16 protein-coding genes, 1 tRNA gene and 1 pseudogene are annotated in these 22481 nt (G+C 61.7%); 7 read left to right on the top strand and 11 right to left on the bottom strand.

The window, feature by feature from the left end; translation table 11 throughout:
* The first annotated feature begins 86 nt into the window (after positions 1 to 86).
* Positions 87 to 160 (top strand) — tRNA-Cys (locus JAO85_RS14590).
* A 194-nt stretch (positions 161 to 354) separates the two neighbouring features.
* Here JAO85_RS14590 and metE read toward each other — a convergent pair.
* Positions 355 to 2676, bottom strand: coding sequence for a 5-methyltetrahydropteroyltriglutamate--homocysteine S-methyltransferase (metE, locus tag JAO85_RS14585; RefSeq protein WP_202788380.1), 2322 nt, complete (start codon positions 2674 to 2676; stop codon positions 355 to 357).
* A 128-nt stretch (positions 2677 to 2804) separates the two neighbouring features.
* Here metE and JAO85_RS14580 point away from each other — a divergent pair, with 128 nt between their 5' ends.
* On the top strand, positions 2805 to 3728 hold the full coding sequence (locus tag JAO85_RS14580; protein WP_004341389.1) for a LysR family transcriptional regulator: 924 nt from the start codon (positions 2805 to 2807) through the stop codon (positions 3726 to 3728).
* Between the two features lie 42 nt (positions 3729 to 3770).
* Here JAO85_RS14580 and JAO85_RS14575 read toward each other — a convergent pair whose 3' ends face one another.
* Complete coding sequence (locus JAO85_RS14575) at positions 3771 to 4988, bottom strand: MFS transporter (RefSeq protein ID WP_202788379.1); 1218 nt, start codon at positions 4986 to 4988, stop codon at positions 3771 to 3773.
* A 150-nt stretch (positions 4989 to 5138) separates the two neighbouring features.
* Between JAO85_RS14575 and JAO85_RS14570 the strand changes: the two genes are divergently transcribed.
* Positions 5139 to 5705: a TetR/AcrR family transcriptional regulator gene (locus JAO85_RS14570; protein WP_004341384.1), complete on the top strand. Its 567-nt coding sequence runs from the start codon at positions 5139 to 5141 to the stop codon at positions 5703 to 5705.
* 229 nt (positions 5706 to 5934) lie between these two features.
* Here JAO85_RS14570 and JAO85_RS14565 read toward each other — a convergent pair whose 3' ends face one another.
* Positions 5935 to 6537 carry a DJ-1/PfpI family protein gene (locus tag JAO85_RS14565; protein WP_087863482.1) on the bottom strand — a complete coding sequence of 201 codons (603 nt, stop codon included), beginning with the start codon at positions 6535 to 6537 and terminating at the stop codon, positions 5935 to 5937.
* Positions 6538 to 6629: 92 nt separating this feature from the next.
* Between JAO85_RS14565 and JAO85_RS14560 the strand changes: the two are divergent.
* A pseudogene (locus JAO85_RS14560) lies at positions 6630 to 7957 on the top strand (PLP-dependent aminotransferase family protein).
* A gap of 156 nt (positions 7958 to 8113) precedes the next feature.
* On the opposite strand, the gene JAO85_RS14555 reads toward JAO85_RS14560, so the two are convergent.
* The 3 genes from JAO85_RS14555 to JAO85_RS14545 form a co-directional block, all read right to left on the bottom strand.
* Positions 8114 to 8974: an oxaloacetate decarboxylase gene (locus JAO85_RS14555; protein ID WP_012837456.1), complete on the bottom strand. Its 861-nt coding sequence runs from the start codon at positions 8972 to 8974 to the stop codon at positions 8114 to 8116.
* Positions 8975 to 9102: 128 nt separating this feature from the next.
* Complete coding sequence (locus tag JAO85_RS14550) at positions 9103 to 10104, bottom strand: tripartite tricarboxylate transporter substrate binding protein (protein WP_202788376.1); 1002 nt, start codon at positions 10102 to 10104, stop codon at positions 9103 to 9105.
* Positions 10105 to 10180: 76 nt separating this feature from the next.
* The gene (locus tag JAO85_RS14545) at positions 10181 to 11155 is read right to left on the bottom strand and encodes a tripartite tricarboxylate transporter substrate binding protein (protein ID WP_202788374.1); all 975 of its coding nucleotides are present in this window, start codon (positions 11153 to 11155) and stop codon (positions 10181 to 10183) included.
* A gap of 183 nt (positions 11156 to 11338) precedes the next feature.
* Between JAO85_RS14545 and prpR the strand changes: the two genes are divergently transcribed.
* Together prpR and JAO85_RS14535 are read left to right on the top strand one after the other, a co-directional pair.
* Positions 11339 to 13348: a propionate catabolism operon regulatory protein PrpR gene (gene prpR, locus JAO85_RS14540; RefSeq protein WP_202788373.1), complete on the top strand. Its 2010-nt coding sequence runs from the start codon at positions 11339 to 11341 to the stop codon at positions 13346 to 13348.
* A 238-nt stretch (positions 13349 to 13586) separates the two neighbouring features.
* Positions 13587 to 14534: a sensor domain-containing diguanylate cyclase gene (locus JAO85_RS14535; RefSeq protein WP_004341372.1), complete on the top strand. Its 948-nt coding sequence runs from the start codon at positions 13587 to 13589 to the stop codon at positions 14532 to 14534.
* Between the two features lie 51 nt (positions 14535 to 14585).
* Here the strand turns inward: JAO85_RS14535 and prpF are convergent, their stop codons facing one another.
* The 5 genes from prpF to prpC are packed head-to-tail and all read right to left on the bottom strand — an operon-like array spanning position 14586 to position 20769.
* A complete protein-coding gene (gene prpF, locus JAO85_RS14530) occupies positions 14586 to 15779 on the bottom strand; it encodes a 2-methylaconitate cis-trans isomerase PrpF (protein WP_202788371.1) in 1194 nt (397 codons plus the stop codon).
* Between the two features lie 54 nt (positions 15780 to 15833).
* Positions 15834 to 16409, bottom strand: a complete 576-nt coding sequence (locus tag JAO85_RS14525) for a 2'-5' RNA ligase family protein (RefSeq protein ID WP_202788370.1) — start codon at positions 16407 to 16409, stop codon at positions 15834 to 15836.
* 9 nt (positions 16410 to 16418) lie between these two features.
* On the bottom strand, positions 16419 to 19046 hold the full coding sequence (acnD, locus tag JAO85_RS14520) for a Fe/S-dependent 2-methylisocitrate dehydratase AcnD (protein WP_039049228.1): 2628 nt from the start codon (positions 19044 to 19046) through the stop codon (positions 16419 to 16421).
* A gap of 25 nt (positions 19047 to 19071) precedes the next feature.
* Complete coding sequence (locus tag JAO85_RS14515; RefSeq protein ID WP_237734848.1) at positions 19072 to 19548, bottom strand: GntR family transcriptional regulator; 477 nt, start codon at positions 19546 to 19548, stop codon at positions 19072 to 19074.
* Positions 19549 to 19572: 24 nt separating this feature from the next.
* Positions 19573 to 20769, bottom strand: a complete 1197-nt coding sequence (prpC, locus tag JAO85_RS14510; RefSeq protein ID WP_202788366.1) for a 2-methylcitrate synthase — start codon at positions 20767 to 20769, stop codon at positions 19573 to 19575.
* A gap of 170 nt (positions 20770 to 20939) precedes the next feature.
* Between prpC and JAO85_RS14505 the strand changes: the two genes are divergently transcribed.
* Positions 20940 to 22427 carry a short-chain fatty acyl-CoA regulator family protein gene (locus JAO85_RS14505; protein ID WP_041743959.1) on the top strand — a complete coding sequence of 496 codons (1488 nt, stop codon included), beginning with the start codon at positions 20940 to 20942 and terminating at the stop codon, positions 22425 to 22427.
* The last annotated feature ends 54 nt before the right edge of the window (positions 22428 to 22481 follow it).

Here is a 22481-nt window from a genome sequence, read left to right as displayed (position 1 = left end):
AATAGCTCAGTTGGTAGAGCGATACCTTGCCAAGGTATAGGTCGACGGTTCGAACCCGTTTTCCCGCTCCAGGTTTTTGTGATAGCGGCGCGATAGCAAAGCGGTTATGCCCCGGATTGCAAATCCGGTTAGACCAGTTCGACTCTGGTTCGCGCCTCCAAACTTGTGGCACAAGCCCTGCAGATGAAAGTCTGCAGGGCTTTTTGCTTTGGGCGCTTGATGCCGAAAGGCTCTATGTGCCAGCCTGCCTTGCAGGCTGGGCGCCGAATCTGCGTCACCCGATCGTGCATCTCGGTATGAAAAAGCCCAGGGCATGCCTGGGCAACTAGGAGACGGCTGGAGCGTCGCCTGCTTTCAGACGGATTCGGCTACTTTGACAGACTGGCGCAATGTTCTGGCAGCCTCCACCATGTGCTGCAGTGCAGGAATCACTTCTGCCCACTGGCGTGTCTTGAGGCCGCAGTCAGGGTTGACCCAAAGGCGTTCCGTGGGAATGCGTTTTGCGGCTTTTTGCATGAGCTCCACGATGCCTGCCTTGGTGGGAATATTGGGAGAGTGGATGTCATAGACGCCCGGACCGATCTCATTGGGGTAATCGAAGTGCTCGAAGGCCTCCAGCAACTCCATGTCCGAGCGCGAAGTCTCTATGGTGATCACATCGGCGTCCATGGCTGCAATCGAAGCAATGATGTCGTTGAACTCCGAATAGCACATATGGGTGTGAATCTGGGTTTCATCGGCAACGCCATTGGCGCTGATGCGGAAGGACTCCACGGCCCAGTGCAGATATTCCTTCCATTGTGATTTGCGCAATGGCAAGCCCTCGCGCAATGCCGCCTCGTCGATCTGGATCACGCGCACGCCGGCTCTTTCCAGATCCAGCACTTCCGCGCGAATCGCCAGAGCCAGCTGATAGCAGGATGTGGCGCGCGGCTGGTCATCGCGCACGAATGACCAGTTCAGGATGGTGACCGGGCCTGTCAGCATTCCTTTCATGGGTTTGCGGGTCAAGGACTGGGCGTACTGGATCCATTCCGTCGTCATTGCCTTGGGGCGGCTGATGTCGCCGAACAGAATGGGCGGCTTGACGCAGCGTGAGCCATAGGACTGCACCCAGCCGAACTGGCTGAATGCATAGCCGTCGAGTTGCTCGCCAAAATATTCGACCATGTCGTTGCGCTCGGCCTCGCCATGCACCAGAACGTCCAGCCCCAGAGCCTCCTGCTCTCGCACGCAGCGTTCAATCTCGGCGCGCATGGCGCCTTGGTAGCGGGCGAAATCCAGGCGGCCGGCCTTGAATTCGCTGCGTGTCTGGCGGATCTCTGCCGTCTGTGGGAAAGAGCCGATAGTGGTGGTCGGGAAGGCTGGCAGCTTGAGCAAGCGGGCTTGCTTGGGGGCGCGTGCTTCATATCTGCTCTGGCGCTGGCCCAACTGGGAGCTGATCTGCTTGACCGCAGCTTGCACCACGGGGTTGTGGACGCGATGCGATGTGCGGCGTGCAGCCAGAGCTGAAGCGTTGTCGGCCAGTTCGGCCTTGACGCAATCTCGGCCATGGCGCAAAGCCTTGCCCAGCACGCGCAGCTCATCCAGTTTTTGCAGAGCATAGGCCAGCCAGGATTTGATGTCGGCATCCAGCTTTTGTTCGCTGTTCAGGTCCACGGGTACATGCAGCAAGGAGCAGGATGGCGCAATCCAGAGACGGTCGCCTAGGCGCTCTGCCAGCGGCTCCACCCAGTCCAGCACGGCATTCAGATCGGTTTTCCAGATATTGCGGCCGTTGATCACGCCCAGCGACAGTACCTTGTGCGCGGGCAGCAGCCCCAGCAGCTGTTGCACATCGTCCTGGCCGTTGATGGCATCGATGTGCAGGCCGGCTACGGGCAGGTTTGCTGCCAGATATTTGTTTTCAGCCAACTGGCCGAAATAGGTCGCCAGCAGCAGCTTGACCCTGCTGCTCTTGAGGTGGTGGTAAGCAGTGTTGAACGCATGTTGCCAGTCGGCATCGAGTTCGGTGACCAGGATGGGCTCATCCATCTGCACCCATTCCACACCCTGGGTCGCCAGCGCATCCAGTAGTTGGGCATAGACGGGCAGCAGCCGCTGCAGCAGCTCCAGCTTGCTGGTGCCGTCCTTGGCCTTGCCCAGCGCCAGATAGGTGACGGGGCCTATGAGGACGGGTTTGGCCTGTATGCCTTGTGTCCTGGCTTCGGCCAGTTGTTCCAGCAGGCGCGATGCATCGAGCTTGAATTCGGTGGTCGAGCTTAACTCGGGCACGATGTAGTGGTAGTTGGTGTCAAACCATTTGGTCATCTCGGCCGCGGCGATGCCAGCGCAGCAGCGGGTGTGGTCGGTACTAGGGGGTTCGGTCGCGACCGCCGAACGACCACGGGCCACGCGAAAGTAGTTGTCCAGTGCATCGCCTTCGAAGCCTTGCACCCGTTCGGGCAGATTGCCCAGCGTAAAGCTCATGTCCAGTACCTGGTCGTAGAACGCGAAGTCACCCACAGGCACCCAGTCCAGCTCTTGCTGCGCGGTCCAGTGGCGTTGGCGCAGCTCGGCGCCCAGCGCCTCGAGCGCATCGCGCGAGGATTCACCTCTCCAGTAGGACTCCAGCGCAAACTTCAGTTCGCGCTTTGCGCCGATGCGAGGAAAGCCCAGGTTGTGAATAGTCGTCATGCAGAAATCCAGTCTTGTGATCTTTGGCCCATGGCCAGAGTGGCTCGGGTCAGCGGACTGGATGTTCCTGGAATCGATGCATGAAGTAAAATGGTTGTTTCTCATGTATCCATGAATTGTGTTCACAGATGATTGAGCGTATCCATCTCGCCATCGTGCAAGAGGTTGAAAAACAAGGCTCTTTGACTGCGGCAGCTGATGTGCTGTGTGTCACCCAGTCCGCCCTGAGCCACAGCATGAGAAAGCTGGAAGCCCAGCTCGGCACCGATGTCTGGCTGCGTGAAGGGCGCAGCCTGCGCCTGACGCAGGCGGGTCAATACCTGCTGGCGGTGGCCAATCGCGTGCTGCCTCAGCTGGATCTGGCCGAGTCGCGTTTGCAGCAATTTGCTCTGGGAGAGCGCGGCAGCTTGCGCATCGGAATGGAATGCCATCCCTGCTACCAGTGGCTGCTGAAAATCGTCTCACCCTATCTGGCCGCCTGGCCCGACGTGGATGTGGACGTGAAGCAGAAGTTCCAGTTTGGCGGCATCGGTGCGCTGTTCGGCTATGAGATCGACATGCTGGTCACGCCCGATCCGCTGTTCAAGCCGGGTCTGCACTTCGAGCCCGTTTTTGACTATGAGCAGGTGCTGGTCGTGGCTGCGGATCACGCCTTGGCCCGGGTTGACCATGTCAAGCCCGGCGATCTGTCTCGCGAGGTGCTGATTACCTATCCCGTGGCCGTGGATCGGCTCGACATCTATACCCGGTTTTTGCTACCCAAAGGCATTGCCCCCAGGCGCCATAAAACCATAGAGACCACCGACATCATGATGCAGATGGTCGCCAGCGGGCGGGGCGTCGCGGCTCTGCCGCGCTGGCTGGCTCTGGAATATGCCGAAAAGATGGCAGTCGTACCCGTGAAGCTGGGCAGCAAGGGCATAGCCAAGCAAATCTACCTCGGCGCGCGCGAGGCAGAGTTGCATACCGACTATCTGCAGGCCTTTATTGCGCTGGCACGAGCACCTGGTCTGGCTCTGCCGGCTGCCGCATCCGCGCAGGACGACTCTTGAGAAGAGCGGCAGCCGACGGCTGAATAAGCAATAGCGGCTGACTCACATGTTGATGGCCCTCATGCCCGGTGCGGATGCACGGTCGGCTTGCCGTCCGGCTTGCACGCCCCACAGCCACATGGCGCCGCCCGCCAGCAGCGTCAGCACAAACGATTGCTGTGCGCCCCAGTGGTCTATCAGCCAGCCGGCAGCGGCAGCGCCCAGGGCTACACCGCTGGCGAGGCCAGTCAGCAGCCAGGTCATGCCCTCGGTCAGTCGGTTTGCTTGTACCTGCTGCTCCACCAGACTCATGGCCACGGTAATCGTCGGGCCAAAGGTAATGCCTGCCAGCAGAACGGCCAGCGTCAGTGCCGTCAGATTGCTGGCCAGCAACAGGGGCAGTGCGGAGATGGCGACCGATGCCCCGACCCAGACGATCTGGCGGCTGAGCGGCATCTGCAGGCGCAGCGTGCCAAACAGCAAGCCCATGGCACAGGAGCCCAGCGCATAGAAGGACAACACCACACTGGCCATGCCGGGCTGGCCCTGAGCTGTGGCGAAGGCCACGCTGGCCACATCGATCACGCCCACGATGACGCCTTGTGCCAGCATGAACAGCGCCAGCGTGCGCACCACGGGCTGGCGCAGCATCGACGACGCCCTGCCTGTTTCCGAGCTGGTATGGGGGCTGACAGGTGGTTCGGTACGGCGTTGCACCACAAACAGGCCTACGCCTATGATGAGGAACAGCGCTGCTGCCAGCGGGCCGGCCTCGGGGAACAGCAGCATGCTCAGGCCCACCGACAGCGGTGGGCCGACGATAAAGGCCAGGTCGTCGAGCACGCCTTCCAGTGCAAACGCGGTCTGCAGCTGAGGCGTTCCACTGTAGATCGCCGTCCAGCGGGCGCGGACCATGGCCGGCATGCTGGGCAGGCTGCCGACGGCAGCGGCCAGTACCAGCAGCAGCCAGTCCGGCCCCTGCCAGTGGGCGCAGGCCAGAAGGGCCAGCATCGACAGCGCACTGCTGGCGGCCGCAAACGGCAGCACCCTGAACTGGCCGTAACGGTCAACCAGCGCCGAGATGCGCGGTGCCAGAACGGCAATCGACAGCGCGAAACAGGCAGACACCATGCCTGCCAGCGTGTAGGCGCCGCGCTGCTGCGACAGCATGGTGATCAAGCCAATCCCTGTCATCGACAGCGGCAGTCGCGCCAGCAGCCCGGCCAGCACAAAGCCCGTGCTGCCCGGCGCCGTAAACAGCTTGCGGTAAGCATTCAACATGGAAACCCTTGAATAGATTCATTTGCATACATCGTGTATGCGAGTGACATTCTAGGAGCTTGGGATGTAGCGCGTATGATTGGCATACGCTTTGTATGTGAATATTGCCGGGAGTTCGCAGTGACCCAAGTTCGCCAGAGTCGTGCCAGCATGATCGAAGCCACGCGGGCCAAGCTGATCAGTGCTGCGCGCAGCGCTTTCGCCCAGCATGGCTACGCCCAGGCCGCCATGGACGAGCTGACCGCGCAGGCCGGTTTGACGCGCGGCGCGCTCTATCACCACTTTGGTGGCAAGCCCGGCCTGCTGGCTGCCGTGGTGGCCCAGATGGATGAAGAAATGGACCAGCGGCTGGAGCTTGTGCTGCGAGGCCATGACGATCCATGGGAGGGCTTTCTGGCCTATTGCCGCGCCTATCTGGCCATGGCGCAGGAGGCAGAAATTCGTCGCATCGTGCTGCAGGATGCACGCTCTGTGCTCACTGGCACCGACCAGGGTCAGCAGCACCAGCAATGCATTGCTTTTATCGCCGGTTTTTTGCAGCAGCTCATCGACGAGGGGGTGATCGTGAATGCCAGTGCAGCGGCGCTGGCAAGGTTGCTCAACGGCTGCCTGATTGAAGCGGCTTTCTGGATTGCCGAGGAGGGCGCTCCACCCGAGCGCCTGAACGAGTCCTTGCAGGCGCTGGATTTGATGCTGCAAGGCTGGAAGGCGGCCTGAGCCATTGTCAGAGCCATGCCTGCTGTGCTTTGCCTGCAGCAGCCAGAATGAGGATTGTTTTGACTGCCAGGGTGTTCTCGAGCTGAGGACATCAGCGATTTTGTGCAAGCGAACAATCCGGAATTTGCAAAGAGTCCGGGCTCGGAGGCTTTACCGGGGCCGGCGACCGGCTGCATTCGAGTTGTCTGAGGTCTTCAGCGCGCTTCCGCGATCACGCTGATGCAGCAAGTCAGGCCGGCAGGTAAGGCGAGATATTGGCGATGGCCCGGGCCATATAGACATCTTTTTCACCCACAGGGGCCACGTAATGCAATGCACTCCTGGCGGCCTCGATCCCCTCGACACGGGCAATAAGCCAGGCGGCGAGGTATTGCGCAGCCAGGCAACCTCCAGCGGTAGCCACATTGCCGTTTGCGAAGAATGGTTGCTCCAGTACGCGAATGCCAGCCTCTTCAACCCAGGGCCTGGTTGTCAGGTCGGTACACGCCATCACGCCATCCAGCAAGCCGAGCTTGGCCAGTATCAGCGTGCCGGAGCACTGTGCAGCAATCAGTTGCCGTGAAGGGTCCAGCCTGAGTCTCGACATGAGGTCGGCATTGCGCGCGACCTCACGCGTTTGCATTCCACTGCCCACGATGACCGCATCTGCAGCACTCGCATCCTCCAGAGTGGCCTGGGCTGCGATGACCACTCCGTTCATTGACTTGACGCGTGCGCTCGGGCAGGCAATCGACACTCGCCAACCGGGTCGCTTGATGCGGTTGAGTATGCCTAGAGAAATGAGTGAGTCGAGCTCGTTAAAGCCTTCGAAAGTCAGGATTGCGATATGCATTGGGATGTGTTCCGGATGTGAACTTGTATCAATGCTCATGCTAGAGATGAGGTCCAATACGTTCAAATAATTGTCATGGATACAGGTTCTATATGCCGATTGCCCGATACAAGCAGCTGGTGGACCAGCTAGCCTCGGAAATTCGCGAAGGCCGGCTGGCACCGGGCACACGCCTGCCCACCCACCGGCAACTGGCATCCCGGGAAGGACTGGCCCTGGTCACGGCGACTCGTGTCTATGCCGAACTGCAGGCCATGGGCCTGGTCAGCGGCGAGACGGGGCGAGGAACTTTTGTGCGCGAAACAGCGCTGCCACGTGGCCTCGGTATCGACCAGCATGCCGCTGCGATAGGCATGCTGGACCTGAACTTCAACGCTCCGGCTCTTCCTGGTCAAGCCGAGTTGTTGCGCTCCGCTTTGCGTCAACTTGCCGCCAGCGGAGATTTGGAGGCGCTGCTGCGCTATCAGCCGCACGGCGGCCGGGCCCATGAGCGAGCTGCTATCGCCCTATACCTTGGCTGACGGTTCCTGCCGAACAGGTGCTTATCGTGGATGGAGCGCAGCATGGCCTCGCAAGCACGGCCATGGCATTGCTGCAACCGGGCGATGTAGTGGCTGTTGATGCTTTGAGTTACCCGGGCTTCAAAGTGTTGGCGCAACAGCTGAGGCTTGAATTGATTGCCATTCCGGCAACTGGTTCGGGGCCGGATCTCGATGCGCTGGAGTTGCTGTGCCGACGCCGCAAGGTGCGCGCGGTCTATGCAATGCCGACTCTCCATAACCCGCTTGGATGGGTGATGAGCATCAACCGACGTCATGCATTTGCAGCGTTGATCCGTCGCCATGGCCTGTTGCTGATCGAAGATGCCGCGTATGCGTTTCTTGCGCAGGATGCACCACCGCCCATGGCCGCACTGCTGCCTGAGTCCACGGTATATGTCTCAGGCTTTTCCAAGAGTGTCGCCACGGGTTTGCGGGTGGGCTTTGTGGCTGCGCCGGCAGCCTGGATATCTCGGATAGAACGAGCTATCCGTGCAACGACCTGGAACACCCCCGGCGTCATGACCGCCATGGTTGTGAATTGGCTGAGAGACGGGACGGTTGCCAGGCTGGAAGCTCAGAAGCGAGAGGACGCCCAGATGCGTCAGAAACAGGTGACGCAGGTCTTCAAGGGGCTGCCCTGCATGTGCCACCCCAGTTCGTATTTTGTCTGGCTCCCCATGCCTGACGAGCTGAGGGCTGATCAGGTCGCGATGGCGCTGCAGACGGCAGGAATTTCCGTGTCAACGGCCGAACCCTTCGCCACTGGCGTGCAAGTGCCGCAAGCACTGCGGCTGGCCTTGGGTTCGGTGTCGCTCGAAAAACTTCGGCATGCCTTGATGCGAGTCAGGCTGGCGCTGGATGGAGCCACGCTGCACTAGAGGATGACGCCCAGAGCTCCCTGCGCAACCGGTTTCGAGGCCGTAGCCAGGGTAGTGAATGCTGCCGGCCATGGTCACACCGGCCTGAAAACATGGCGTGCGGCGCCTGATGTATCAACGTTGCACGCCATTCAGGCGCTGGGTCCGGAGACCGGATTACTGGTACTTTTGCTCCAGCCCATCCCAGAAGTCCTTGTTCACCAGCCGCTGGCGTTCAAGGAAGGGGGCGACGATGGCAGGGTCTTCATCGACCTTGTGATCGTCGCGCAGCAGGGTCAGGCACTTTTGCATGCCGGCCACGGCCCCTTGCAGTGCGGCATTGGCGTAGAGCACAAAGCCATAGCCCAGCTCGCCCAGTTCATCGGCGTTGAAGATGGGGGTCTTGCCGCCAATGACCATATTCATGAGCTGGGGCGCTTGCAGGCGCTGAGGCAGGGCGCGCACTTCTTCGGCCTGGGTGACGGCCTCGACAAACAGGATGTCGGCGCCGGCTTCCTGAAACTGCTGGGCACGCTCGATGGCGGCTTCGAAGCCGTGGACGGCGGCCGCGTCGGTACGGGCCATGATGAGAGTGCCGCTGTCGCGGCGCGCATCGACGGCGGCCTTGATCTTGCCCAGCATTTCGCCGGTTTCGATCACGGCCTTGCCATTGAAGTGGCCGCAGCGCTTGGGGCTGACCTGGTCCTCGAGCTGAATGCAGTCGGCACCGGCGCGCTCCAGTGTGCGCACGGCGTGGTAGGTGTTGACGGCATTGCCGAAGCCGGTGTCGGCATCGACCAGCAGCGGCACTTCCACGGCGTCGCGGATGCGGGCCGTATGGTCGGCGATATCGCCGAGACCCATGAAACCCTGGTCGGGCATGCCGAACCACATATTGGTCACGCCGGCACCGGTCACGTAGATGGCTTCAAAGCCCAGATCGGCAATCAGCCGCGCCGACATGGCGTTGAATGCACCGGGCACGATGACGCCACGGCGGGCATCGGCCAGGGCTTTGAGTTGTTGTTTGGGGTTCATGAGATTTCTTGGTAAAAAAGACTCTGATGCTTATCTGCCCTGCGCGGCTGGCTGTCAGCCTTGACGAGGCAGGGCGCTGCCTGGCAGCAACCGCCTCGCGGCCAAGGCTGCGCAGCGGCTCGGGGGAATCAGTCCAGCGAAATATTCGCGTTCTTGATCACGGGCCCCCACTTGGCGCGCTCGGCTTCAAGATATTTGCCATAGGCCTGGGGTGTGCCGCCCATAATCTGGCCGCCGCTGCTTTCGATCATCTGGCGCAGAGACTTGTCGTTCTTGAGCGCTTCGTTGACGGCCTGGTTGAGCTTGGCCACCACGGCGTCGGGCGTGCCGGCCGGCGCAATCATGCCCAGCCAGTTGTACGACTCGAAGCCCTTGACCCCGGCTTCGTCCAGCGTGGGCACCTCGGGCAGCACGGCCAGACGGGTCTTGCTCGAGACGGCCAGGGCATTGATCTTTTTGGCTTTGATGGAGGGAAGGGCCGAGTAGCCCATCTCGAACATCATGGCCAGATGGCCGCCCATGAGGTCGGTGGCCGCCAGCGAGCCTCCCTTGTAGGGCACATGGGTCAGCTGGGTCTGGGTCTGATAGGCCAGCAGTTCGCCCGACAGATGGTGGGCCCCGCCCACGCCCGAGGAGCCATAGGTCAGATCACCGGGCTTGGCCTTGGCGTGGGCCAGCAGTTGCTGGACGCTCTTGAAGGGCTGGTTGGGAGCCGTGGTCAGAAACAGGGGCGCCTGCTCGATGAGGATGATGGGCTTGAACGCCGTCTTGGCGTCATAAGGCATCTTCTTCATCAGCATGGGGTTGGTGACCAAGGGGCCGGGCGAGCCGAAGCCGAAGGTGTGGCCGTCGTTGGCCTTGGCGATGGCATCCGTGCCCGTCACGCCACCGGCACCGCCGCGGTTGTCGATGATCACGGGCTGGCCCAGCACCTTGCCCAGCGAGTCGGCAATCAGGCGTGCGCGGGTATCGGCATAGCCGCCTGCCGCATAGGGCACGATGAGCTTGACGGTACGGGTGGGCCAGGCTTCAGAGCCCTGGGCCAGAGCGGCAGAGGAGCCGCCCAGCAAGGCGGTGGTGGCGGCAGCCCAGGCAGTGGCGCGGAGCAAGGCGTTTCTACGGGAAATCATGAATCAGGTCTCAGTATTCTTTTAAGGATCCAGCGTATATGGGGCATACGCTGGTTGCTATGTTTTTTTGTTCAGCTTACTTCTCCTGCATATGAGCTGCCTTGACGATCTCGCCCAGGCGCTTGCGCTCGGCATCGGTAAACTTCACGAATTCCGCACGTGTGCCGCCGACCGGCTCGATGCCCAGCCCCTTGAGCTTTTCGACGGTGGCGGGCTCCTTCATGGCCTTGTCCACGGCGGCTGCCAGCTTGTCCAGAATGGCGGGCGGCGTGCCCTTGGGGGCATGAATGCCGGCCCAGTGCGCGATCTGCAGATCGGCAAAGCCCTGCTCCACGGCAGTGGAGAGTTGGGGGTAGGCGGAGATGCGCTGGGTCCAGGTCGTGGCCAGAGGTTTGAACTTGCCCTCGTGAATGATGTGCGGCAGCGCGATGATGCTGGCTTCTGAAGTGCCTTCGACCTGGCCGCCGAGCACGGCCGTGGTGCTCTCCGAACCGCTCTTGTAGGGTACGGGCTGTAGCTTGGCACCGTATTTCACATTCAGCATCTCGGCCACGAAGTGCGGCGTGCTGCCCGTGCCGGCGGTGGCAAAGTTGAAGCCTGCGCCCTTCTTCGAGGCTTCGACGAAGTCGCGCAGATTGTTGTAGGGCGCGTTCTTGGGCACCACGATCACCGAAGGTGCGAGGCCAATCATCACCACGGGCTGCAGGGCATCGTCCTTGAAAGGCATGGTCTTCTTGATCATGCTGTTGGAGATGACGCCTGCCGCGCTGACCAGCAGCGTGTAGCCATCGGGCTGGGCCTTGGCCACGATATCGGCACCCACGGTGCCACCTGCGCCGGGGCGGTTGTCGATCACCACGGGCTGGCCGAGGATCCTGGAGGCGCCTTCGGCCGCCGATCTGGCCATCAAGTCATTGGCGCCGCCTGCGGAAAACGGCACCACGAGGCGAATCGGGCGCGTGGGCCAGTCGGCGGCCTGGGCCAGGCCAGCTGCGCCCAGCACGGAAAGAGTCAAGGCCTGGACAACAAGATTGCGACGGTTCAAAAACATGGATATCTCCTGGATCCAAATCCCTATTGGTATGGGCTGTTACCGCAAGCACCGTGCCAGACGAATCTAGGGAAAACCCCTTGAATATCAAGTGTTTGAAATCATTGGGATTTTTGTGATTCTGTGGACTGGCTGCCGGTAGCGGTGTATTGGTTGTATTTCATTGATGAAATAATTATTTTCATGAATGAAACAGATGCGATATCGAACGATGGCATCAAACGGATGCCGGCAGCCGGCCAGCCGCATTTGCCGCACATCGTCACCGTAGGCCGCTACCGTGTGGGGCGGGTGCTGGAGCGGCTGGCACAGCCCTGGTCGGGTGAGGCCAGGTTCTCGCATATCTCGGCCTCCTTCGATGATGCGGTGGCCCAGGTGCAGGCGCTCAATCTGCGCCAGCCCATCGATGCCCTGGTGGGGGCGGGAGCCAGTGGAGCCTGGATTCGAGAGCGCGTGGACATTCCGCTGGCCATGGTAGAAGTGCGTGGCCTGGATTTGCTGCAGGCGCTGCGCCAGGCCAAGTTGCAGACCACGGAAGAGGCTCCGCGCGTGGGCCTGGTCAACTTCGAGGTGCCGTCGCCCGTGGTGGCCCAGTTCGACAGCCTGTTCGGCCTGGGCCTGGTCCAGATCGCCTATCAAGGTCCGCATGACGCGCCGGCCTGCGTGCAAAAGCTCAAGGCGGAAGGCGTTGGTGCCGTGGTGGCGCCGGGCCTGGTGGCCGATCTGGCAGAGCAGGCGGGCATGGCCAGCGTGTTGCTGTATTCCGATATTTCGGTGCGTCAGGCACTCAGCGACGCCATGCTGCTGGCCCGTCATCGACGTGCCGAGCGCGACCGGCATCAACGGCTGGAAACCGTGTTGCATCAACTGCAGGATGGTGTGGCTGCCGTGGACGAGCGTGGCCGTATTTGCGCGCTGAACCCACGAATGGCCGCCTTGCTCGGGACCCCGGTCGATGCCTTGCACGGCCGCATGCTGGAAGAGGTGGCTCCGGCCCTGGGCACGGCTCGGGCGCTCGCTGGCGAGGAGGGCGGAGAAGAGGTGGTGCAACTGGCCCTGCGTACCCTGGTGGTGCGACGTGCGCCAATTGTGGAAAACGGGCTGGTGACCGGCGCTTTGCTGGTCTGCCGCGATCCAGCCGTCATTCAGCGGGCCGATCGCAGCCTGCGCGCCAGTCAGCGGCAAAGAGCCGCCGGTGTACGCTGGCGCATTGAGGACTATCTGGGCAGCAGCCCCGCTGCCCAGCGCGTGCGACTGCTGGCCAGGCAGTACGCGAACAGCGATGCGACGGTGCTCATCCTGGGAGAAAGCGGGACCGGCAAGGAGCTGGTGGCGCAAGGCATTCACAGCGCGGGACGGCGTGCGGAGCAGCCATTTCTGGCCGTCAACTGTGCGGCGCTCAGTGAAAGCCTGCTGGAGAGCGAGCTTTTCGGTTACGAGGAAGGCGCTTTTACCGGGGCCAGGCGCGGCGGCAAGACCGGGCTGGTCGAGGCAGCGCATACCGGGACCCTGTTTCTCGATGAAATTGGCGACATGCCGCTGGCACTGCAATCGCGGCTGCTGCGCGTGCTGCAGGAGCGCGAGGTATTGCGCGTAGGTTCCACCACGCCGATTCCCGTGGATGTGCGCGTGATTGCCGCCACCCATGCGGATCTGGCGGATCAGGTGGAGCGTGGCCGGTTCCGGCGCGATCTCTACTACCGGCTGGCGGTGCTGCGCCTGAGCACGCCTTCGCTACAAATGCGAGGTGGTGCCGATGTTGCTGAACTGGGCCGCGCCATGCTGGCTCAGCGCCTGAGCGCTGCAAGCGGGTTGCCCCGCGCACTGCATGACAGAGTGGAGCAGCAGCTCGATGCACTGCTGGTCAGGGCTGCGGCGCATGACTGGCCCGGCAATGTCCGTGAACTGGACAACTGGGTGGAGCGCCTGCTGGCCTGCAGCGACTATCTGGACTCAGGCCGGGGTGGCCTTCTGGATATGGCGCGCTTGCTTGAAGTCTTCCCGGAGTGCGCCGACGGCCTGGCTCTGGCCGAGCCTGCCGCGGCTCGGCAGGCACAGCTCAGAGACGCGGGTCGCCTTGCCGAACAGAAGCGATTGCGCGAAGTGCTGGAGTCAGTCGGAGGTGATCAGCGCCAGGCCTGTGAAATTCTCGGCATCAGCCGGGCCACTTTGTGGCGGCGCATGAAGGCTTAGCAGCAACACTGCTTGAGCGCCTGCAGTGCACCATGCGTATGATTTCGGCCAATATCGTGAGTGCATAGCGTGAATTGCGGCATCCGGCGCAACAATCACCAGCAAGCGGAGATTGGGCTGTGCCTCGGGCTTTCTGGGTGTGAAAGACTGCAGGCTCCGCTGTCTGGTGGGCCGGGTCAAGACCGGCACCACAGCCAGCCTGATGTTTTATCGATTGAGATCGGGAGAGAGACGGGTTATGTCCGACGTGAGCGAGCTCGAGAACGAGAGTGCGGTCTATAGAACCTTGCTGGAATCCACCAAGGCCATTCCCTGGAAGATCGACTGGGCGACCATGAAGTTCGCCTATATCGGCCCTCAGATCGAGAGCCTGCTTGGCTGGAGCCGTGAAAGCTGGGTCAGTGTCGAAGACTGGGCTATGCGCATGCACCCCGAAGACCGCGAATACGTGGTGAATTTCTGCGTGAGCCAGTCCCAGGCGGGCGTGGACCATGAGGCTGACTATCGCGCGCTGACCAAGGACAACGGCTATGTCTGGATTCGCGATGTGGTCCATGTGGTGCGCAATGCGCAAGGCGAGGCCGAAGCGCTGATCGGCTTCATGTTCGACATCAGCGAGCGCAAGAAGACCGAGGAAAGGCTGCTGAGTCTGCAAAAGGAGCTGGAGGTGCTTTCCTTCAAGGATGGTCTGACCAGCATTGCCAACCGGCGCTGCTTCGATACCAGTTTCGAGCAGGAGTGGGAGCGCACGCGCAGCGATGGCAAGCCCCTGTCCATGCTGCTGTTCGATGTCGACTTCTTCAAGCAATACAACGATTTATACGGTCATATCCAGGGCGACAAATGTCTGGTGGATATTGCCCAGACCCTGAGCCTGGCACTGGACGGACAGCGTGACCTGGTGGCGCGTTACGGTGGCGAGGAGTTTGTGGTGCTGCTGCCCGAAGCCGATGCCGAAACTGCGCAAAAAGTGGCCGAGCGCTGCCAGCGCCTGATCCAGAAGCAGTCCATCGTGCATGCACTGTCGCCCCATGGCAGGCGGGTCACCATGAGCATTGGTGCGGGGACGGTGCAGCCGGCAGAGCATGATCGACCTGCCAGCTTTATCGAAGCCGTGGACCGGCAGCTCTATGCGGCCAAGAACAAAGGCCGCCACCGGATTGAAAGCGTCATCTTGAGCGCTTGAACCCTGCCCAGGCCTGCGTGCGGCAGGCGCCCGGCAGGGCAATACCCGGTGTCAGGCCTGCAGCACCTCGCCCGGAACCCGTACCCAGCCTTCCATCAGAATGCGGGCGCTGCGGCTCATCAAGGCCTTGGTGACCTGCCATTGACCCTGGTCGCTCCTGGCTTCGGCCCCCACACGCAGGGTGCCGCTGGGATGGCCAAAGCGTACGGACTGGCGCTCGCCGCCGCCCGCTGCCAGATTGACCAGCGTGCCGGGAATGGCGGCAGCCGTGCCAATGGCGACGGCGGCCGTGCCCATCATGGCGTGGTGCAGCTTGCCCATGGACAGCGCCCGAACCACCAGATCAATATCCCTGGCTGCAATGGCTTTACCGCTTGAGGCGATATAGCTTTGCGCAGGAGCCACAAAGCCTATCTTGGGCGTGTGCTGGCGTGTGGCAGCTTCACCCAGATCCTTGATCAGACCCATCCTGAGTGCGCCATGGGCGCGGATGGCTTCGAACCTGGCCAGGGCGGGGCTATCGCTGTTGATGGCATCCTGCAGTTCGCAGCCGGTATAGCCCAGCTCTCTGGCATCGAGAAAGATGGTCGGAATGCCGGCATTGATGAGGGTCGCGCAAAAGTGGCCGACGCCGGGCACATCCAGCTCGTCGCAGACATTGCCGGTGGGAAACATGGCAGCTCCGTCCTCACCTTCATCGGCGGGGTCCAGGAACTCCAGGGCCACTTCGGCAGCGGCAAAGGTCACGCCGTCAAGTTCGAAGTCCCCGGTTTCCTGCACCTGACCATCGCGGATCTGCACATGGTTGATGATGGTCTTGCCGATATTGGCCTGCCAGATGCGAATGACGGCCACGCCGTTTTGCGGAATGCGCTCGGCCGGAATCAGACCCATGTGAATGGCGCAGGGGCCGACGGCAGCGCTCAGGTTGCCGCAGTTGCCGCTCCAGTCCACAAAAGGCTGATCGATGGAGACCTGGCCGAACAGATAGTCCACATCGTGATCGGCGCTTGCGCTCTGGCTGAGGATCACGCCTTTGCTGGTGGAGGATGAGGCATTGCCCATGCCGTCAATCTGTTTGCCATAAGGGTCGGGGCTACCCAGGGTGCGCAGAAAGATGGCGTCGCGAACAGGGCCGGGCTGCCGGGCCGCTTCGGGCAGATCCTGAAGCTTGAAGAACACACCTTTGCTGGTGCCTCCGCGCATATAGGTGGCGGGAATGCGGATTTGCGAAGTGAGGGACATGGAATGGCAAACAAACAAGGTATTCAAGGCTCAAGCCAGGGCTTGAGCCTTGAATCAGTGAAACAGGCGTAGCTGTTGAGGACGAGGCGGAGAGGCGGAAGCCAATGGCCAGCGATGCAGTAGCTGGTAGCGTAACTGCTTGCCTGTGCCGGTTCGCTCGACCAGCTGGATCTCATCGATCAGCCAGTCGACGGGATCGATACGCCGAGTGGGCAGGGCATGTAGAGCTTTGTAGCTGATGGTGATATGCGGTCTATGGCCGTCATCCTTGAAACCGTGGGATTTCAACTCGGTCTGTAGCGTTGTCAGCAGCCGGTTGAAAGGCTCCGGACGTCCGCGGGTTAGCAAAGACCAGTGAATGCGCTCGCCCTCCTCACCGCGAATGCGGTTGAAGCTGAGCTCGAAGGCCTTCAACTGCGCCGCTTGAACGGCATTGCCTGCGGCCAGCAAGGCGAGCAGTGCCTCTTGCCCGGAGTCAAACGGGCCACACCAGGTTTGGTGCCAGTTGTCTGGAGAGAACAGGCGCTCGCCCAGTTCTTTATCAAGGCCCAAAGCGCTGATCCGGGCACGCAGGCGATGACGTACCGGGCTTTTGGGCTGGGTGACAATCAGCATGCGTGCCTGGCTCATAGCTGCTCCTTAGCTCACAAGTTCAGCCGTCGATGTGGAATCGGCTGCGGCGCTGTCCGCGAGGAAGTCCTGGGCAAAGCGCTGCAGCACGCCACCGGCCTCGTAAATCGAGACCTCTTCCGCGGTATCGAGGCGGCACAGTACCGGCACTTCGGTGCGGACACCTGTCGTTCGGTGGATATGAAGTGTAAGCGTGGCCTGGGGGCTGCGCCGGCCGATGACATCAAAGCTCTCGGTGCCATTCAACTCCAGTGTGTGGCGGCTCGTGCCGGGCAGGAACTCCAGCGGCAACACCCCCATGCCGATCAGATTGGTGCGGTGGATGCGCTCGAAGCCCTCGGCCACGATGACCTCCACACCGGCCAGACGCACGCCCTTGGCGGCCCAGTCACGGCTCGATCCCTGGCCGTAGTCGGCGCCGGCGATGATGATCAGCGGCTGCTTGCGCTGCATATAGGTCTCTATGGCTTCCCACATGCGCATGGTCAGTCCCTCGGGCTCGACGCGGGCAAGAGAGCCCTGGCGCACCTTGCCCTGGTCGTTCACCACCATTTCGTTGAGGAGCTTGGGATTGGCAAGGGTGGCGCGCTGCGCGGTCAGGTGGTCGCCGCGATGCGTGGCATAGGAGTTGAAGTCCTCCTCGGGCAGACCCATTTTGTGCAGATACTCGCCTGCGGCCGAGTCCATCAGGATGGCATTGGAGGGCGAGAGGTGGTCGGTGGTGATGTTGTCGGGCAGGATGGCCAGAGGGCGCATGCCGCGCAGCGTGCGCTCTGTGGCCAGCGCCCCCTCCCAGTAGGGCGGACGGCGGATATAGGTGCTCTGCGGGCGCCAGTCATACAGTGCCTCGACCTTCCCGCCCTGGTCTGAGCGGATGGCAAACATGGGCTCGTAGACCGCGCGGAACTGCTCGGGCTGGACGGCAGCCTTGGCCACGGCGTCGATTTCCTCATCGCCGGGCCAGATGTCCTTGAGACGGATTTCGCGGCCCTGGAAGACGCCTAGCACATCGTTCTCGATATCGAAGCGCATGGTGCCTGCAATCGCATAGGCCACGACCAGCGGTGGCGAGGCCAGAAAGGCTTGCCTGGCATGGGGGTGGATGCGACCATCGAAGTTGCGATTGCCCGAAAGCACGGCTGTGGTGTGGAGGTCGCGATCCACGATTTCCTGCTGAATGGCCGGATCGAGTGCGCCACTCATGCCGTTGCAGGTGGTGCAGGCAAAGGCCACCACGCCAAAGCCCAGCGCTTCTAAGTCATGTAGCAGGCCGGCTTGCTGCAGATACAGCGGCACGGTTCTGGAGCCGGGGGCCAGCGAGGTCTTGACCCAGGGCTTGCGCGCCAGGCCCAGATTGCGCGCATTGCGCGCCAGCAGGCCGGCCGCGATCACATTGCGTGGGTTGCTGGTATTGGTGCAACTGGTAATGGCTGCAATGATGACCGCTCCATCTGGCATCTGCCCTTCGGCCTGCGTCCATTCACCGGCAATGCCTCTTGCTGCAAGCTCGCTGGTTGCCAGGCGAGCATGCGGATTGGAAGGGCCGGCTATATTGCGCACCACGCTGGACAGGTCAAAGCTCAGCGTACGTTCGTATTCGGCATTCTCCAGGCTGTCTGCCCACAGACCTGCCTGTTTGGCGTAGTTCTCGACCAGTTGCACCTGTGCAGGCTCGCGCCCCGTCAGACGCAGATAGTCGATCGTCTGCTCGTCGATCGCGAACATGGCCGCCGTGGCTCCATATTCGGGAGCCATATTGGAGATGGTGGCGCGGTCGCCAATCGTCAGACTCCGTGCGCCCTCCCCGAAAAATTCAAGATATGCCCCCACCACTTTTTGTCGACGCAGGAATTGCGTCAAGGCCAGCACGATATCGGTGGCAGTGATGCCCGGCTGGCGCGTGCCGGCCAGTTGTACGCCAATGATTTCGGGCAGGCGCATCCACGAGGCTCGGCCCAGCATCACGTTTTCTGCCTCCAGACCGCCCACGCCCACGGCGATCACTCCCAGTGCATCGACATGTGGCGTGTGGCTGTCGGTACCTACCAGAGTATCTGGGAATGCTTCACCATCGATAGCATGGATCACAGGGCTCATGCGCTCCAGATTGATCTGGTGCATGATTCCGTTGCCTGGCGGAATCACCTCCACATTCTTGAAGGCTCGCTTGCACCAGTCGATGAAGTGAAAGCGGTCCTCATTGCGCCGGTCTTCAATGGCGCGGTTTTTCTCGAAGGCCTCGCGGTCATGGCCACCGCACTCAACGGCCAGCGAATGATCGACGATCAACTGCACGGGCACCACGGGATTGACAGCGGCCGGATCGCCACCTTGCTCGGCAATCGCATCGCGCAGGCCGGCCAGGTCGACCAGCGCTGTCTGGCCCAGGATGTCATGGCAGACCACGCGGGCCGGGAACCAGGGAAAATCGCGTTCGCGCTTGCGTTCAACGATTTGCGTGAGGTACTCGGTCAGGCGGGCCGGATCGCTGCGCCGCACCAGGTTCTCGGCATGGACGCGGCTGGTATAGGGCAGTGTGGTCCAGCTGCCGGGGCGGATGGCTTCCACAGCGGACCGGGCGTCGAAGTAATGCAGCGCAGTGCCGGGCAAGGGTTTACGGTAGGGGTGGTGAGTCATTGTCTCGGGGATTCTTTTAGGAGTCTCAATAGGCCAGAGCCGATCGTGAGGCTTCTGCGTTGCCGGCACTGTGACTGTGCGGGGATTGTGAAAGGGCTGCAGGCATCTGCGCTTGGCTTGTCGGCTGCATGGCGAGCTGTGTACCCAGTGCGAGTTGGAGCCGGGCCTGCGACACGCGCAGCAACTGCTCGCAAAGCTGCGTGCTGGCAGTCTGCATCTGGCGTTGCCGCGCCAGATGGCCAGCCAGCAGGCTGCTCAGCAAGCAAGCCTCGGCCACCTGGGCTGCACTCAGGCAGGTCACGCTCATGCCGCGCCGGGGCTGAGCCGTCAGCAATCCTTCATGGCATAGCAGCTTCATGGCCTCGCGCACAGGAGTGCGGCTCACGCCAAACTCCTGCGCCAGTGCTCCGTCGTTGATGTCCGATCCGGGCAGTAACTGATGGCTCAGAATGCGCTCGCGTAGCTTGTCGGCGATGGCAATGCACAGGGAATGGGCTTGCATGGGCTGGGCAGACATTGCTGGAGCTTACTGGCGTGCCTCGATAGGCACGAAATGCAGGTCGTCCGGGCCTGTGTAGTTGGCGCTGGGACGGATGATCTTGTTGTCCTGGCGCTGCTCGATGATGTGCGCTGCCCAACCGCTGGTGCGGGCAATCACGAACAGCGGCGTGAACATGGCGGTGGGCACGCCCATCATGTGATAGCTGACGGCGCTGAACCAGTCGAGATTGGGGAACATGTTCTTGACCTCCCACATCACCGATTCCAGGCGCGCGGCAATGTCGTACATCTTGCTGCTGCCGGCCTCGTCCGAGAGCTTTTTGGCCACGCCTTTGATGACCATATTGCGAGGGTCGCTCACGGTATAGACGGGGTGGCCGAAGCCGATCACGACTTCCCTGGCATCCACGCGGCGGCGGATATCGGTCTCGGCCTCTGCCGGGTTGTCGTAGCGCTTCTGGATCTCGAACGCTACCTCATTGGCTCCGCCATGCTTGGGGCCGCGCAGAGCGCCTATCGCAGCGGTAATCGCCGAGTACATATCGCTGCCCGTACCTGCCACTACGCGGGCCGTGAAGGTCGATGCATTGAACTCGTGCTCGGCATACAGATTGAGCGAGGTATGCATGGCGCGCACCCAGCTCTCGCACGGCCTTGTGCCATGCAGCAGATGCAGAAAGTGGCCACCGATGGAGTCGTCCCCGGTTTCGACCTCGATGCGGCGGCCCGAGTTGCTGAAGTGGTACCAGTAAAGCAGCATGCTGCCCAGGCAGGCCATCAGGCGGTCGGCGATATCGCGGGCGCCAGGAAGATTGTGGTCGTCTTTCTCCGGCAGCGCGCAGCCCAGGGCGGAGACACCGGTGCGCATCACGTCCATGGGATGGCTGGCGGCGGGCAGCTGTTCCAGCGCAGTCTTCACGCTGCCGGGCAGGCCGCGCAAAGCCTTGAGCTTGGCTTTGTAGGCCCTGAGTTCGGCGTGGGTGGGCAGCTTGCCGTGTACCAGCAGGTGGGCAATCTCCTCAAACTCGCAGACCTCGGCAATGTCCAGAATGTCGTAGCCGCGGTAGTGCAGGTCGTTGCCGTTCCTGCCCACGGTGCACAGTGCCGTGTTGCCTGCTGTCACGCCGGAGAGGGCGACGGACTTTTTTGGCCTGAAGCTTGCGGCGGCGTGGTTAATGGCGGTTGAAGATATTGGGGATGTTGGGGCTGTCACAGTGCTCATGGGTGTCTCCTTTGGATGTGCAGTGCAGATCCTTGCCGGTCTGCGATACTTCGCAATCTACGCATTTATTTTTTATGCGTACAGAGCTGAATTGGCGAATGCTTGCGAAGGTGATTGCATGTATTTGCAAATTTTGCGAATCTTTGGAGCCGGCAATAGGGAGCAGGTAAGTGGCCAAGACATTCATGGGCGTGCGTCTGCGCAGCCTGCGTGCCGAGCGTGGTCTTACGCAGGCTGCGCTGGCCCAGGCGCTGGAGTTGTCACCGAGCTATCTGAATCAGATCGAGCAGGATCAGCGCCCGCTCACGGTGGCCGTGCTGCTCAAGATTCACCGGGTGCTGGGCGTCGATATCCAGCAGTTCTCCGAGGATGAGGAGGCCCGCTTGCTGGCGCAGCTGCGCGATGCGGTGGCCGCCATGCCTCAGCCAGAAGGTTCGGTGCCGCTTCCCGAGCTGCGTGAGGTCGCAGCCAAGCTGCCGCAGCTGGCACAGATGCTGCTGGCCATGCACCAGCGTCACCTGGCAGACGCCGAGCGGCTGGAGGCCTTGACCGCCCATCTGGGCGATGGCCGCGCCGGGCCGGATGCCGACACCTCAGTTCACAGAGGTGTCGCCGGGAATGGCGCAATGGCAGGCCTGCTGGCTGAGCCCTTGCGCCAGATGCCGTTCGAGGCGGTGCGTGATTTCTTTTTTTCTCACCGCAATTACCTTGATGCGCTTGATCGTGCAGCTGAAGCACTGGCTCGGCAGGCTGCAGAGCAAGGCGGTCATCTGCATGATTGGCTGCAATACCGGCTGCAGGCACGACATGGTGTATTGGTTCTGCATGCTCATGTCGGGACCGCTGAGAAAGCGGGCAGCCATAGGCGCTACGATGCGCTCACGCGCACCTTGTATGTGGCTCCGCAGCTGAGTCCCATGCAGCAGGCATTTCAGCTGGCTACGCAACTGGCGCTGCTGGAGTTTGATTCACTGATTGAAAGGGAGCTGCAAAGCGTGCCCTGGCAGGACGAGGCCACGCGCCGGCTGGCACGCATGGGGCTGGCCAATTATGTAGCCGGGGCATTTGTGCTGCCATATGGAGAGTTCTTGCGTGCAGCCGAAGGCCTGCGCTACGACATAGACTTGCTGGCAAGGCACTTTGGTGTGGGCTTCGAGACCGTCTGCCATCGTCTCTCAACCCTGCAGCGAAGCGATGCGCCGGGTGTGCCGTTCTTCTTTATACGAGTGGACCGGGCCGGCAATATCAGCAAGCGCCAGTCGGCCACGCATTTTCATTTCTCCAAGACAGGCGGCACCTGCCCGTTGTGGGTGGTGTACGAGGCTTTTACCCAGCCGGGCCGCATAGTGCCCCAGCTCGCCAGCATGCCGGACGGGCGCGTCTACCTGTGGATTGCTCGCACCATCAGCCATGCTGGCCAGGGCTGGGGGGCTCCAGGCAAGACCTTCTCCATCGGCCTTGGCTGCGACTTGCAGCACGCCGCGCGGCTGGTGTATTCCCAAGGCATGGATTTGCGCAATATAGGTGCGGCCACACCTATCGGCATGGGCTGCAAGGTATGCGAGCGCAGCGCTTGCCCGCAACGTGCTTTTCCGTACGTAGCCAAACCGCTCAAAGTCAATGAAAACGAGAGCGGATTTGTCCCCTATGGCGGTTAGTTGCTGCTGCCATGTGCGGTGAAGTTGAGGGGGATGCATCTGACGCTGGATTGC

The sequence above is a fragment of the Comamonas sp. NyZ500 genome (assembly GCF_016772095.1).
Classification (GTDB): Bacteria; Pseudomonadota; Gammaproteobacteria; order Burkholderiales; family Burkholderiaceae_C; genus Comamonas; species Comamonas thiooxydans.
The sequence above is the reverse complement of the archived record's forward strand: the minus strand, read 5'-3'. Positions and strand labels throughout refer to the sequence as shown.

Coding starts and splice junctions, on each gene's coding strand:
- JAO85_RS14575 (WP_202788379.1), bottom strand. CDS start 4,988: ATGTTGAATGCTTACCGCAAGCTGTTTACGGCGCCGGGCAGCACGGGC.
- JAO85_RS14550 (WP_202788376.1), bottom strand. CDS start 10,104: ATGATTTCCCGTAGAAACGCCTTGCTCCGCGCCACTGCCTGGGCTGCC.
- JAO85_RS14570 (WP_004341384.1), top strand. CDS start 5,139: ATGATCGAAGCCACGCGGGCCAAGCTGATCAGTGCTGCGCGCAGCGCT.
- metE (WP_202788380.1), bottom strand. CDS start 2,676: ATGACGACTATTCACAACCTGGGCTTTCCTCGCATCGGCGCAAAGCGC.
- acnD (WP_039049228.1), bottom strand. CDS start 19,046: ATGACTCACCACCCCTACCGTAAACCCTTGCCCGGCACTGCGCTGCAT.
- JAO85_RS14525 (WP_202788370.1), bottom strand. CDS start 16,409: ATGAGCCAGGCACGCATGCTGATTGTCACCCAGCCCAAAAGCCCGGTA.
- JAO85_RS14545 (WP_202788374.1), bottom strand. CDS start 11,155: ATGTTTTTGAACCGTCGCAATCTTGTTGTCCAGGCCTTGACTCTTTCC.
- prpC (WP_202788366.1), bottom strand. CDS start 20,769: ATGAGCACTGTGACAGCCCCAACATCCCCAATATCTTCAACCGCCATT.
- JAO85_RS14555 (WP_012837456.1), bottom strand. CDS start 8,974: ATGAACCCCAAACAACAACTCAAAGCCCTGGCCGATGCCCGCCGTGGC.
- prpF (WP_202788371.1), bottom strand. CDS start 15,779: ATGTCCCTCACTTCGCAAATCCGCATTCCCGCCACCTATATGCGCGGA.
- JAO85_RS14580 (WP_004341389.1), top strand. CDS start 2,805: ATGATTGAGCGTATCCATCTCGCCATCGTGCAAGAGGTTGAAAAACAA.
- JAO85_RS14535 (WP_004341372.1), top strand. CDS start 13,587: ATGTCCGACGTGAGCGAGCTCGAGAACGAGAGTGCGGTCTATAGAACC.
- prpR (WP_202788373.1), top strand. CDS start 11,339: ATGAATGAAACAGATGCGATATCGAACGATGGCATCAAACGGATGCCG.
- JAO85_RS14565 (WP_087863482.1), bottom strand. CDS start 6,537: ATGCATATCGCAATCCTGACTTTCGAAGGCTTTAACGAGCTCGACTCA.
- JAO85_RS14515 (WP_237734848.1), bottom strand. CDS start 19,548: ATGCAAGCCCATTCCCTGTGCATTGCCATCGCCGACAAGCTACGCGAG.